Source organism: Pseudoselenomonas ruminis, from assembly GCF_008271295.1.
Taxonomy (GTDB): domain Bacteria; phylum Bacillota; class Negativicutes; order Selenomonadales; family Selenomonadaceae; genus Selenomonas_A; species Selenomonas_A ruminis.
Genome location: NZ_VTOY01000001.1, coordinates 691,379 through 704,487, shown reverse-complemented (window position 1 = coordinate 704,487; position 13,109 = coordinate 691,379). Strand labels below are relative to the sequence as shown.

Annotated in this window: 14 protein-coding genes; all 14 read left to right on the top strand. The window is 54.3% G+C overall.

All coding sequences use genetic code 11. From position 1 onward, the window contains the following. The first annotated feature begins 32 nt into the window (after nt 1–32). On the top strand, nt 33–1,361 hold the full coding sequence (locus FZ040_RS03165; RefSeq protein WP_149170777.1) for a replication-associated recombination protein A: 1,329 nt from the start codon (nt 33–35) through the stop codon (nt 1,359–1,361). A 93-nt stretch (nt 1,362–1,454) separates the two neighbouring features. Then, nucleotides 1,455–1,904, top strand: a complete 450-nt coding sequence (locus FZ040_RS03160) for an RrF2 family transcriptional regulator (RefSeq protein ID WP_149170657.1) — start codon at nt 1,455–1,457, stop codon at nt 1,902–1,904. Beyond that, entirely contained in the window at nt 1,901–3,055 is a 1,155-nt protein-coding gene (locus tag FZ040_RS03155) for a cysteine desulfurase family protein (RefSeq protein ID WP_149170656.1), read from the top strand. Before FZ040_RS03160 ends, FZ040_RS03155 begins: the two co-directional genes overlap by 4 nt. Before the next feature lie 183 nt (nt 3,056–3,238). After that, entirely contained in the window at nt 3,239–4,072 is an 834-nt protein-coding gene (locus FZ040_RS03150) for a helix-turn-helix domain-containing protein (RefSeq protein WP_149170655.1), read from the top strand. Next, complete coding sequence (locus FZ040_RS03145) at nt 4,072–5,982, top strand: YgiQ family radical SAM protein (protein WP_149170654.1); 1,911 nt, start codon at nt 4,072–4,074, stop codon at nt 5,980–5,982. Before FZ040_RS03150 ends, FZ040_RS03145 begins: the two co-directional genes overlap by 1 nt. Further along, nucleotides 5,979–6,449 (top strand): transcriptional regulator NrdR, encoded by a 471-nt coding sequence (nrdR, locus tag FZ040_RS03140; RefSeq protein ID WP_149170653.1) that lies wholly within the window; start codon nt 5,979–5,981, stop codon nt 6,447–6,449. The genes FZ040_RS03145 and nrdR overlap by 4 nt, the downstream gene beginning before the upstream one ends. A 20-nt stretch (nt 6,450–6,469) precedes the next feature. After that, complete coding sequence (locus FZ040_RS03135) at nt 6,470–8,197, top strand: TIGR03960 family B12-binding radical SAM protein (protein ID WP_149170652.1); 1,728 nt, start codon at nt 6,470–6,472, stop codon at nt 8,195–8,197. Nucleotides 8,198–8,228: 31 nt separating this feature from the next. Further along, nucleotides 8,229–9,050 carry a peptidoglycan editing factor PgeF gene (gene pgeF, locus FZ040_RS03130; protein WP_149170651.1) on the top strand — a complete coding sequence of 274 codons (822 nt, stop codon included), beginning with the start codon at nt 8,229–8,231 and terminating at the stop codon, nt 9,048–9,050. 13 nt (nt 9,051–9,063) lie between these two features. Further along, on the top strand, nt 9,064–9,756 hold the full coding sequence (locus FZ040_RS03125) for a YggS family pyridoxal phosphate-dependent enzyme (RefSeq protein WP_149170650.1): 693 nt from the start codon (nt 9,064–9,066) through the stop codon (nt 9,754–9,756). A 12-nt stretch (nt 9,757–9,768) separates the two neighbouring features. Next, nucleotides 9,769–10,263: a cell division protein SepF gene (locus tag FZ040_RS03120; protein ID WP_149170649.1), complete on the top strand. Its 495-nt coding sequence runs from the start codon at nt 9,769–9,771 to the stop codon at nt 10,261–10,263. A gap of 15 nt (nt 10,264–10,278) precedes the next feature. Beyond that, nucleotides 10,279–11,073 (top strand): YlmH family RNA-binding protein, encoded by a 795-nt coding sequence (locus tag FZ040_RS03115; protein ID WP_149170648.1) that lies wholly within the window; start codon nt 10,279–10,281, stop codon nt 11,071–11,073. Between the two features lie 34 nt (nt 11,074–11,107). After that, complete coding sequence (locus FZ040_RS03110) at nt 11,108–11,704, top strand: DivIVA domain-containing protein (protein ID WP_149170647.1); 597 nt, start codon at nt 11,108–11,110, stop codon at nt 11,702–11,704. Between the two features lie 6 nt (nt 11,705–11,710). Then, the gene (gene lspA / locus FZ040_RS03105) at nt 11,711–12,154 is read left to right on the top strand and encodes a signal peptidase II (RefSeq protein WP_149170646.1); all 444 of its coding nucleotides are present in this window, start codon (nt 11,711–11,713) and stop codon (nt 12,152–12,154) included. Between the two features lies 1 nt (nt 12,155). Then, nucleotides 12,156–13,109: an RluA family pseudouridine synthase gene (locus FZ040_RS03100; protein ID WP_149170645.1), complete on the top strand. Its 954-nt coding sequence runs from the start codon at nt 12,156–12,158 to the stop codon at nt 13,107–13,109.

Here is a 13,109-nt window from a genome sequence, read left to right as displayed (position 1 = left end):
TTGCGATGCCGGTTGACCAGTCAAAAAATGACATGTCAAATGACCGGTCAAATATTGACTTGTCAGCAGGCGGAGCGGCACGGGCTTTTGAACCGCTAGCGCAGCGCATGCGGCCGCGCAACTTCCAGGAGTTCATCGGCCAGCAGGAAGCAGTCGGTTCAGGAAGGTTTCTGCGGCAGATGATTGAACGCGACCAGATTTCGTCGATGATTTTCTACGGGCCGCCGGGCACGGGCAAGACGACGCTCGCGCAGATGATTGCGGGTATGACGGGCAGTGTGTTTCGCAAGTTAAATGCCGTTGCCTCGGGCATTCAGGATATCCGTGCCATCGTCAAGGAAGCCGATGAGCAGCGGAAGTATTATCAAAAGCGAACCATCGTATTCATCGACGAGATTCATCGCTTCAACAAAAGCCAGCAGGATGTCTTGCTGCCTTATGTCGAAGATGGCCGTTTGATTTTAATCGGTGCGACGACGGAAAATCCGTTTTTTGAAGTCAATCATGCCCTGCTCTCGCGTGTGCGCATCGTGCGGCTCTATCAGTTAAGCGATGGTCAGCTCGTGAAGATTTTGCGGCAGGCGCTGTCCGATGTTGAGCGCGGCCTTGGCGGACAGTCGCTTGCGGTGGCTGATGATGTTCTGCTCGGCATTGCCCAGCTCGCCGGCGGCGATGCGCGCATGGCGCTCAACATTCTCGAAGGCGCAGCATCGATGCTGCCGCCAAACGGTGGCACGATTACCATCGAGATGGTACAGGAAATTCTCGGCCAGCGCGTGCAGCGTTACGACAAAAAAGGCGACAACCATTACGATACGGTGTCGGCGTTTATCAAGAGCATGCGCGGCAGTGACCCCGATGCGGCGCTTCACTATCTCGCGCGCATGTTGGCCGCAGGTGAAGATGTCAAGTTCATCGCCCGGCGCGTCGTCATCTGTGCCGCTGAGGACGTCGGCAACGCCGACCCGATGGCGCTCGTCGTCGCGATGAACGCGGCGCAGGCTGTGCAGTTTATCGGCATGCCGGAGGCGCGGATTGTCCTCGGTCAGGCGGTTACCTATATCGCGTCGGCACCGAAAAGCAACGCGGCGTATATGGGTATCGATGCGGCCCTGCAGGATGTGCGCAGCAAAAACTGTGGCGCGGTGCCGATGCATTTGCGCGATGCCCATTACAAAGGCGCGGCCAAACTCGGACACGGCACGGAGTATGTTTATCCGCACAGCTATCCGGACCATTTCACCAAGCAGCAGTATTTGCCCAAGGAATTGGCCGGGGCGCATTACTATGAACCGACGGCCAATGGGGCGGAAAAACGCCTCGGCGAATATCTGCATCGCTGCTGGCCCGAACGTTTTTGACAGACGCAGGGCTTTCTGTTATATTGGTTTCATATAAATCTGACAAAACTGCTCGGGATTCCAAGAATCCCTTGGGAGCAGATGAGGTGAACCATGAAGATTTCAACTAAGGGACGATATAGTGTGACGGCTCTTTATGAGCTGGCACTTCATTATGGCACGGGACCGCTGCCGCTAAAAAATATTGCGCAGGGGCAGGGCTTATCGGAGAATTATCTCGAGCAGCTGATGCTGCCGCTTCGGCGGGCTGGCCTTGTCAAGAGCATTCGTGGGGCGCAGGGCGGCTATATGCTTGCGCGTGAGCCAAAGGAAATAACGATTGGCGAAATCATCACGACAGTTGAAGGGCCGATTGCCGTTGTCGACTGCCTGCTCGCCGAAGCTGGCGCCAAGGACCAGCCTTGTGAACGCGCCTGCGCCTGTGTGACGCGCGGTATCTGGGAGAAGGTCTGCGACAGCATCAGCGAGGTACTCGGCGGCATCACGCTCCAGACGCTTATGGATAACGACAAGGGCAGCGAGCATGTGGGGTGTGCACGATGAGACCGGTCTATTTGGATTATGCTGCGACTACGCCCGTTGACGAACGCGTCCTTAAAGTCATGCTGCCGTATTTTTCCGCACAGTTTGGCAATCCGTCGAGTGTGTATTCCTTTGGCCGCCTTGCCAGAGCGGCGGTGGCCAAAGCAAGAAGCCAGGTCGCGTCGCTTTTGCATGCGGAGCCAGCGGAAATATTTTTCACGAGTGGCGGCAGTGAAAGCGATAACTGGGTGATCAAGGGCATGGCGCTGGCGCTTCGCCGCGCTGGCAAGGGCAGTCACATCATCACGAGCCAGGTGGAACACCATGCGGTGCTCAATACCTGTTCCTGGCTCGAGCAGCAGGGCTTTGCCGTTACCTATCTGCCCGTTGATGAACTCGGCCGCGTCAAGCCGGAAACGGTTGAGGCGGCTTTGCGCGACGATACGATTCTCGTCAGCATCATGACGGCCAATAATGAGGTCGGCACCATCGAACCGATTGCGGAAATCGGCTCGATGCTTCGGGCGCGGCAGATTTTTTTTCATACCGATGCGGTGCAGGCTGCGGGGCATATTCCCCTTTCAGTCGAGGAGCTTCACGTCGATGCGCTGTCGCTGTCGGGACATAAGCTATATGGCCCGAAGGGGATTGGCGCGTTGTACCTTCGCCGCGGCTTTTTGCCCGATGCGCTGATTCATGGCGGCGGACAGGAGCGCGAGATGCGGGCTGGTACGGAAAATACGGCCGGGATCGTCGGTCTCGGGGAAGCGGCGGCAATTGCCCAGGCGGAACTTACCGCCGAATGGGAGCGCCTGTCTGAACTGCGTGACTGGCTGATGACAGAAATCAAAACGATTCCGGGCTGCTGGATCAATGGCGATGAAGAGTACCGCCTGCCCGGCAATGTCAATTTTGGTGTGACGGGAATCGCGCAGGATACGCTTTTGATCCGCCTTGACATGGCGGGCTTTGCCGTCTCGGCTGGCAGTGCCTGCAGTGCAGGGTCACTTTCGCCTTCACATGTGCTCACGGCCATGGGGCAGGATGCGGATAAGGCTGGCTCGGCTATTCGCGTGACGCTTGGCCGCTTTACTACCGAAGACATGCTGCAGCGCTTTGTCGAAGCGTTAAAGACGGCAGTAGCGGCAATACGGAAACAGGCTGCGGAATAAACAAAATACGAAGCACGGTTGACTCCCCCGGAAATGGGGGAGTTTTTACATTGTGACAAAATAACAGGCGAATTTTAAAAAAATTTGTATTGCATGATTGAATTATGTATAATGTAGAAAGGTAGTGTTTGTTTTAAGCATTATTCGGAAAATCAAGACCATATGGGAGGTTTACGATTTAATATGTTAGGAGATTTGCTTCGTTCAGAACGTGAGAGACAGGGTCTTTCGATTAATGATATCGAGAAGGGCACGAGTATCCGTGCGTTATATATAGAGTCGATTGAGGCGGGGGATTATTCACAGCTTCCGGGGGAAGTTTATACGAAGGGCTTCATCCGCAACTATGCCAACTTCCTCAAGATGGATGCCGATGCCATGGTAAAGCGCTATATGGAAGAGAATCATCCGGAAAAGGTGGCCGCTCAAGAAGAAGCAGAAGCTGCTGCTGCACAAAAAGCTGCGCAGGAGCCAGTCAAGACAGCCGCGAAAGCACAGTCGTTTTCGACGGGCGATGATTTCCGCGAGCGCGTTGAAAAATCGCATAAGAACCAGAATATGCTGCTGATTGTTGCGGTTGTTCTGATTGTGGCAGTTGCCGGCTTCTTCCTGTTAGGTTCGGATAGCAAACCGGCGGCTAAGAGCCCGGCACCGGCACAGACATCGTCGCAGCAGGCCAAGGCACCGGCGGCAGAGCAGCCGGAAAAGAAAGCGGAGGCACCGAAAAAGACCGGAGGCGTCGAAGTGGTTGCCAAGTTTAACGATGCCTGCTGGACGCAGGTAAAAGCAGATGGCAAGACCATCTATGAAGGAACGCTGCAGAAGGGCAAGACCGAAACCTGGAAAGCCAAGGAGAAACTCGTTGTCACAGCTGGCAACGCCGGTGCGGTAGAACTCAAAATCAACGGCAAAGACAGTGGCAAGATGGGCGAAAAGGGCCAGGTGGCAGAAAAAATCTACACGCCGGATGGCGAGACTTCTGCGGCAAAACAGAGCAAGAAGGATAGCAAGAAATAATGAATGGATTTTTGCCAATCAGCAAAAAAGATATGGAAGCGCGTGGCTGGGAGCAGCTGGATTTCATATTCGTATCGGGTGATGCGTATGTGGACCATCCAAGCTTCGGACCGGCCATTCTTTGCCGGCTTTTGGAAAAGCACGGCTATAAAGTAGGAATCATACCCCAGCCGGACTGGCATTCTACCAGGGATTTTAACCGCCTGGGAAAACCCCGGCTGGGTTTTCTTGTCTCAGCGGGCAATATGGATTCGCTGCTCAACAAGTTCACTGCGTCGCGCAAGGTACGCCATCAGGATGCGTATTCCCCCGGCGGCAAGGCTGGCTTTCGGCCTGAGCGGGCGACAATCGTTTACTGCAACCGCCTGCGCGAGCTCTATCATGATGTGCCGATTATCATCGGAGGCATAGAGGCAAGTCTTCGCCGTCTCGCGCATTACGATTACTGGAGCAATTCGGTGCGGCGCTCGATTCTCGTCGACAGTCAGGCGGATTTGCTCATCTTTGGCATGGGCGAGCGGGCTTTGCTGGAAATTGCCGCGGACCTTCAGCAGGGTGTGGCGGTCGAGAACATCCAGGACGTCCAGGGCACCTGCTATCGTGTGCCGAATATGGACTATGTATGGGATCATCTGCCGTTGCCGTCCTTTGATGAGGTCGCGCATTCCAAGAAGAAGTTTGCCGAGGCCTTTAAACTCGAATATCTTGAGCAGGACCCGATTCGCGGGCGCAAACTCGCCCAGCAGAACGATGAATGGTGCGTCGTGCAGAATCCTCCTGCCAGGCCCCTTACCGAAGCGCAGATGGATGAGATTTACGACCTGCCGTACATGCGGACCTGGCATCCTATCTACGATAAGGATGGCGGCGTTCCAGCGATCCAGGAGGTTCAGTTCAGCCTCGTGAGCCAGCGCGGCTGCTTTGGCGGCTGCAACTTCTGCGCGATTATCTCCCATGAGGGACGCATAATCCAGCGGCGCAGTCACGAATCGCTAATCCGTGAGGCAAAAATCCTCACGCAGCAAAAGGGATTCAAAGGCTATATTCACGATGTCGGCGGCCCGACGGCCAACTTCCGCCGCACGAGCTGCGACGGCCAGTTAGCGCGCGGCACCTGCCGCGGCAAGCCTTGCCTGTCGCCAATTCCGTGCAAAAACCTCGTCGTTGACCACAGCGACTACATCAAGCTCTTGCGGGAGCTTCGCCAGCTGCCGGGCGTCAAGAAGGTCTTTATTCGTTCGGGCGTGCGCTTTGACTACCTGATGCTGGCCAAGGACGATTTCTTGGAAGAACTCTGCAAGTATCACATCAGCGGGCAGTTAAAGATTGCGCCGGAACATGTCTCCGACCGCGTGACGCGCATGATGGGAAAATCCAACCGCAAGGTTTATCAGGCCTTTGCCGAGCACTTCCGCAAGATGAACGAACGATTGGGTCTCAAGCAGTATCTCGTGCCGTATTTCATGTCGAGCCATCCGGGTTCCGAGCTTTCGGATGCCATAGAGCTTGCGGAATTTATCCGCGATATGGGGTATCATCCGCAGCAGGTGCAGGACTTCATCCCCACGCCCGGAACGCTTTCCACGGCGATGTGGTATACGGGCATTGACCCGCTTACTGGCGAGAAGGTTTATACGGCTAAGTCGTATGAAGAAAAGCTCATGCAGCGCTCGCTCATGCAGTATTGGCTGCCGAAGAATCAGGCAATCGTGCGCAAGGCACTGCGCCTGGCGCATCGCGAAGATCTCATCGGCTTTGACCGGAAATGCCTGGTGCGGCCGGAGGGCGCAGAGAACAAGAAAAAAGCGGGAGAGGCTAAGGGCTTCCCGCACAAGCAGAAACGAAATGGCGGCCGGAAACCGGCCGGTACGAATAAACAGAAACCGAGAGAAAAGAGGGTGCGGCGATGAAATGTCCATATTGCAAACAGGCAGACAGCCGGGTTATTGATTCGCGGGCGGCTGAGGATGGAGCAACCATCCGCCGCCGCCGCGAGTGCAATGGCTGTGGCAAGCGCTTCACGACCTATGAGGTCGTTGAGAAACTGCCATTGATGGTCGTCAAGAATGACGGCCGCCGGGAAGTATTTAAACGCGATAAAATCCTGAACGGCGTAATCCGCTCGTGTGATAAGCGGGATATATCCATGGAGCGCATTGTGGCATTGGTCAACGATGTTGAGCGCGATGTGCGCAATACCATGGAGCAGGAGGTAGAATCCGCCAAGATTGGCGAACTGGTTATGGAACGGCTAAAAGATTTTGATGAAGTCGCCTATATCCGCTTTGCCTCGGTATACCGCAAGTTTGCCGATATCACGAGCTTTGTCGAGGAGTTAAACAAGCTCCAGGCCCACAAGACGGAAGAACAGAAATAAGACTGGGAGGATAGGCGTAGTTGGATTTTGAACTCAAGCGGGAATTAAAGGAACTGTTGGCAGGAGAACGCGGTTATTATCGGTATCCGATGGGAACGCGGACTCCGTTCGCGCTGGTGTATCCCAATTCGTATTTTGTGGGGATGTCCAATCTTGGCTTACACATCATTTATGAGCTGTTAAATATGCGCGATGATGTGGCCTGCGAGCGCGTGTTTTTGCCCGAGCGCAAGGAAATCAAGCGTTACGAGAACACGCGGACCCCGCTGATGAGCATTGAAAATCAGACGCCGCTCTACGAGTTTTCCGTGATTGGCTTTGTCCTGTCGTTTGAGATGGATTATTTTAACGTCCTGCAAATGCTTGAACTGGGCAAAGTCAAAGTCAAGGCGGCAGACCGCGGGGAGCGGGACCCGCTCGTCATAGCGGGCGGCCCCTGTGCGACGTTTAATCCCGAGCCGCTAGCTGGCGTTATCGATGCCTTTATCATCGGCGAGGGTGAAGTCGTCATGCCGGCGCTGATGGATGCCTGGAATGAGGCAAAGCGGCAGGGCATGTCCCGGGCGGATATGCTGCGCTTTATTGCTAATGTCCCAGGCGTTTATGTCCCAGCGCTCTACGAGCACCGCTACGATGACAAGGGGAGGCTTGCCGCCATTGAGCCGCTGGATGGGGCGCCTGCGAAAGTCACGCGCCAATGGGTGCAGGATTTGGATGCACATCCAGCTCATACGGTAGTCATCACGGATAATACGGAGTTTAACTTCTACCTCATCGAGACGGCGCGCGGCTGCGGGCGTCACTGCCGGTTTTGCATGGCGGGGTATTGTTTCCGCCGGCCGCGCAACCGCTCGTTGGGCGTCATCACGCGTGAGGTAAAGGAAGCCTTGCAATACAATAAGCGCATTGGTCTCATGGGCGCGGCAATTTCCGATTATCCGGAAATCAATGATCTCTGCAAGGAAATCCTCGGCGAAGGCCTTTCGATGTCGGTGGCGTCGTTCCGTGCCGATTCGGTTACGCAGGACCTCGTGGATTCGCTGGCGCAAAGCGGGCTCAAAACGCTCACGATGGCGCCGGAAGCCGGAAGCCGCCGCATGCGGGCAGTTATCAACAAGGGCATCGAGGAAGAACATCTCTTCAACGCGATGGAGATGGGAATTGATGCCGGCATCCGCAATTTCCGCCTCTACATCATGATCGGTCTGCCGTTTGAGCAGGAAGAGGATATTGAGGCGATTATCGATTTGGCCAACCGGCTCAAGGATTACATGGAGGAAAAGGGGGCCAAGGGAACGCTGACGCTTTCGGTCAATCCGTTTATTCCCAAGCCCTTTACGCCGTTCCAGTGGAAGCCGATGGCTGACCGCAAATACGTCGAGCAGGCGTTTAAACACATGATGCAGAGCCTGCGCAAGCGTAAAAATATCATCGTCAACGTCGAGTCGCCCAAAGAGGCCTATGTGCAGGGCGTACTGGCCCGCGGCGACCGTCGTGTTGCCGATGCGTTGCTGCTCGCGCATGAGCTCGGCGGGAGCAAGGCGTTTAAGCGCGCGTTAAAGGAATGCGGCCTGTCCATGGACGAGTACCTGTACCGGGAACGGGACGAAGCGGAGCTCTTTCCGTGGGAGCAGCTTGACATGGGCTTTACGCGGGAATATCTCTATGAAGAATTGGAAAAAGCCGATGCGCAGAAGCCGACGATACCGTGTTTTGACGGTTGCCATCGCTGCGGTGTCTGCGGCTAATTAGCAAAAAACGATAAGAAGGTGCAATACGATGAGTTTTGTTCTTGAGCATATGCGAAACAACCTCTGGCGCGGAAAATTTTCGTCCTTTCCCGAGGACCTTTGTGTTCATGGGCTTACGGGAAGGCTTGGCGGTGTGAGCCAAAAGCCGTATGATTCGCTCAACATGGCCCTTCATGTGGGGGACAATCCCGCTGACGTTTGGGAAAACCGCCGCCGCTTCCTGCATGCACTGGGGCTTAAAGCTGAAGATATGGTTACGCCTGAGCAGGTTCATGGACAGCACATTGTCCGCGTGGGCCGTGCTGAGGCCGGGCGTGGAGCTAAAGAATACGAAGATTCCATTCCCGAAACCGATGCGCTGATAACCGATGAACTGGGACTGCCGCTCGTGCTCTGTTTTGCCGACTGCACGCCAGTGCTGTTTTTGGATCCGGAGCATCTGGCCGTAGGTATTGCGCATGGCGGCTGGAAGGGCACGGTGAAGAAAATTGCCCAGAAGACGGTCATGGCGATGACGAAGGAATTTGGCACGAAGCCAAGTGATGTGCTGGCGGCCATTGGTCCGGCCATTGGCCCCTGTTGCTATGAGGTGGGCGATGAGGTTGCCGGACAATTCCGCGAGGCGTTTCCCTACCATGTCGAGGACATCATCAGCCAGATGGGCGATAAGGTTCATCTCAATCTATGGCAGGCAAACCGCTTGCAGCTCATGGATATCGGCGTCAAGAGCGAAAATATCGATATGGCCGATACCTGCACCGCCTGCAAGCACCAATGGTTCTATTCCTACCGCGCCGATGGCGGCACGACCGGCCGCATGGCCGCGGTTATTGCACTGAATAAATACTGACGGGGGTAATTGCATGATAGCAGATAAGTTTCATGAAGTTGAAGCCAAAATCAAGGAAAGCATGCAGCGGCGTACCCGTGTACCAAAGGATGCGCCCGTTACACTGATAGCCGTGACGAAGAATCACGATGTGGCGGCGATGCGCGAGGCCATTGATGCCGGCGCAGTGGAAGTGGGCGAAAACCGCATCCAAGAGGCCAAGGAAAAATACGAGACGTTAGACCGTCCGGTCACCTGGCATCTTATCGGTCATTTACAGACCAATAAGGCCAAGGTAGCAGTAAAGCTCTTTGACCTCATTCATTCCGTCGATACGGTGCATTTGGCCAAGGCGATTGACAAAGAGGCGGGCAAAATCGGCAAGGTGCAGGACATTCTCGTGCAGGTCAACCTGGCTAAAGAGGAAAGCAAGTCTGGCGTCTACAAAGAAGATTTGCAGGAGATGCTCGATTTGGTCGATACGCTCCCGAATATCCGTCTTTGCGGGCTGATGTGCATTGCGCCAAACTATGAAAATGTAGAAGATTGCCGTCCACTTTTCCGGGAAATGTATGGAATTTACCAAAAGGTAAAGGAAATTCCCTATAAGACGGCGAATATTAAATATCTATCCATGGGTATGACCCACGATTATCCAATCGCGGTGGAAGAAGGCGCGAATATGGTTCGTGTGGGTACAGCCATATTTGGACCGCGACAATACTAAAGAGGTGGCACTATGAGTATTATTGACAAAGTATGTGGAAAAATGGGTCTGATGGATCCTGAAGATAATTTGGATTTTGAAGAAGAAGAACTCTCGCGCAAGGCAGAACCGAAACACGATGCCTTTGAGGAAGAGCGGGAGCTTGGCCGCGAGAAAGGCGAGTCGTCCCGCAATGTCGTTGACTTCCAGTCGGCAGCATCGGCTCGCGAGAATACAGCTAATATCAAGATGAAGGTCATTGTCATCGAGCCGCAGACCTTTGATGACGCTCAGCAGGTTGCCAACAATTTGCGCGAGAAAAAACCGGTGGTCATCAATTTTGAAAAGACCGAGGCCGAAGATGCCAAGCGCATCATCGACTTTATCAGCGGCACGACCTATGCCCTGAACGGTGAAATCAAGAAGGTGGGGCATAACGTGTTCCTCTGTGCACCGAGCAATGTCAACGTCAGCTATACCGAAGAAGAGCGCCGCGTCTCCACCGAGATGCCGTGGCTCAAGAAATAAGAGGCTGATAGAAGAATGGCAAGTGAACAGAAAGAAAAACTAATCCGTTTCTACAAAGGCACTGAGGGCGAAGAAACGGTTATTAAGCTCGTCGATTTGGCGGAGGCCGTTTCGCGCAGCCAGAAATTCCGCATGAGTGAATTCCTCGATCCGTTTGGGCAGGAAATCGCCGAGACCGTAGCGGCAAACTACGGCAGTTTGCACGTTGATTTTAATGGCGGTTATCAGGGCGCCGAGCGCAACCGCGCCATGTATATCCATGAGGATTTCATGGGCACGCCGGGCGGCTTTGACATCGATTGTATTGAGGCGCGCTGGAATGGCCAGTTCGCACGGCTCTCGCACCGTGATGTGCTCGGCGCCCTCATGGGGCTTGGCATCGAGCGCGACCGCATCGGTGACCTTTTGGTGACCAATGACAGCGTCAAGATTCTTTGCGACAAGAAGATGGCCGAGTATTTGCTCGCAAACCTCACGCAAATCGGGGCAGTCGGTGTTTCCTGTGAGCGCGCTGAGCTTTCCTCGATCGCTCCAAAGGAAGAGCGCTGCAAGGAAATCCGTGCAACGGTAGCATCGCTGCGCGTCGATTCGATTGCCGCCTCGGGCTTTGGCTCGTCGCGCAGCCGTGCCGCAGCTGATATTGCTGCCGACAAGCTGAAACTCAATTGGCAGCCAGTCAAGAGCGCCTCGCAGACGGTAAAAGAAGGAGATATCCTTTCGATGCGCGGGCGCGGACGGCTCGAAGTGGCAGAAGTTCGTGGCACCACGAAAAAAGGCCGCACGGTTGTGGTCTTAAAACGTTACCTGTAATTTCGTATTTATTATCAGATGGGAGATAATTGTTTTGCTTACACCAATGGACATTCACAATAAGGATTTCAAGCGTAGCTTCCGCGGCTACAACGAGGATGAGATTGACGATTTCCTCGACCAGGTCGTCAATGACTATGAAAAGCTGTTCCGCGAAAATGACCGCCTCAAGGAGGAACTTGAGCGGGCACATAAGGACAACGAGCAGTACAAGCAGCTGGAAAAGAACCTCAAGGATACGCTTCTGGTAGCGCAGAAGACGGCAGAGGAAGTTACCTCAAGCTCGCGCAAGAACGCCGAAGAGATGCGCGAGAATACGGTCAAAGAGTGCGAGAACATGCGTCATGAGACGGAAATGGCTGTCAAGAAGCAGATGGAAGACGCGACGGCCAAGGTTCGCAGCATCGTAGCGGAATACGACCGCCTGGTCCGCGAGAAAAACCAGTTCCTGCGCAAAGTCAAAGTGACGATGGAGTCTGAGCTCGCTGTCATCAACGAGACGCTTGGCCAGCTGCCAAATCCGGAGGCTGAGGAACAGGCTGCCAAGGCAAAGCAGGAAGAAATTGTGAAGGTTCAGGAAGATAAGGCTGCGGAAAAAGACGGTAAGCAGGCTGAAGAAACGAAAGAGTAAGAAACTATGGCATTTTGTTTGTTTGTTGTCCTGCTGGTGCTGGACCAGGCAGTCAAAAGCTATGTCAGTGCAACCATGGTATTGGGGGAGAGCATCCCGGTGATTCCGGGAGTTTTCCATTTCACGTATATCCTGAATCCCGGAGCGGCTTTTGGAATGCTTGAAAACCAGCGCTGGTTTTTTATCTTGGCGGGGATGGCAATTATTGCCGCATTCCTGTATTATTATCCGCGGCTCCGCCGACAGGTAGCTTGGTTCCATTATGGCTGCGTGGCACTGCTGGCCGGTGCAGTAGGCAATCTCATAGACCGCATTAAAGATGGGCTCGTGGTGGACTATCTCGATTTCCGTATCTGGCCGGTCTTTAATATTGCGGATATTGCAATTGTGCTCGGTGTTGCCAGCATGATTTATGCACTGATGTATAAAATGAAAGATATGGATGATTGATATGGCAGAACCAATAGTATATAAGGCAGAAGCTGCCGGCGAACGGCTCGATGTGTTTTTGACCAAAAAGCAGCCGGAGCTTTCGCGGTCGCATGTGCAAAAGCTCGTTGCTGACGGCAAGGCACTCGTAAATGGTACCGTGCGCAAGGCAAACTTCAAGCTGCGTGAAGGCGACGAGGTAAGCCTCGTCGTACCGGAACCGGAAGCAGTGGAAATAAAGGCCGAGGACATCCCGCTCGACGTGCTCTACGAAGATGAGGACATTATCGTCGTCAATAAGGCGCGTGGCATGGTCGTTCATCCGGCTTCGGGGGTAAACAGCGGAACGCTCGTCAATGCTCTGCTGTTCCATTGTCACGACCTTTCGGGCATCAATGGTGAGATTCGTCCGGGCATTGTCCATCGCCTCGATAAGGATACGTCCGGCGTTATGGTCTGTGCCAAAAATGACAAAGCGCATATTGATTTGGCTGAGCAGATTCGCACGAAGTCGGCGCACCGCGTCTACTGGGCTATTGTCCATGGCAATATCAAGGAAGAGGCCGGTATCATCAAGGGCGATATCGGCCGTCATCCGACGGACCGCAAGAAGATGGCCATCGTGCGCGAAAATGGCAAGCCAGCCGTCACGCATTTTAAAGTGCTTGAGCGGTTTGGCGACTACACGCTGATTGAATGCCGCCTTGAGACTGGCCGCACGCATCAGATTCGCGTGCACATGACGAGCATCGGCCATCCGCTCGTCAACGACCCGAAGTACGGCCCGAAGAAGCAGTCGCCGTTTGCCATTGAGGGACAGGCGCTTCATTCGCTGAGCTTGGTGCTTCGCCATCCGAGTACCGGTGAGGAAATGACCTTTACGGCCCCGGTACCGGAGGACATGAACCGCATTTTGACGGGGCTTCGGGATAAACTAGCCAAAGACCGCAAAAAGGCCGCGGCAATGAAGCCGTGA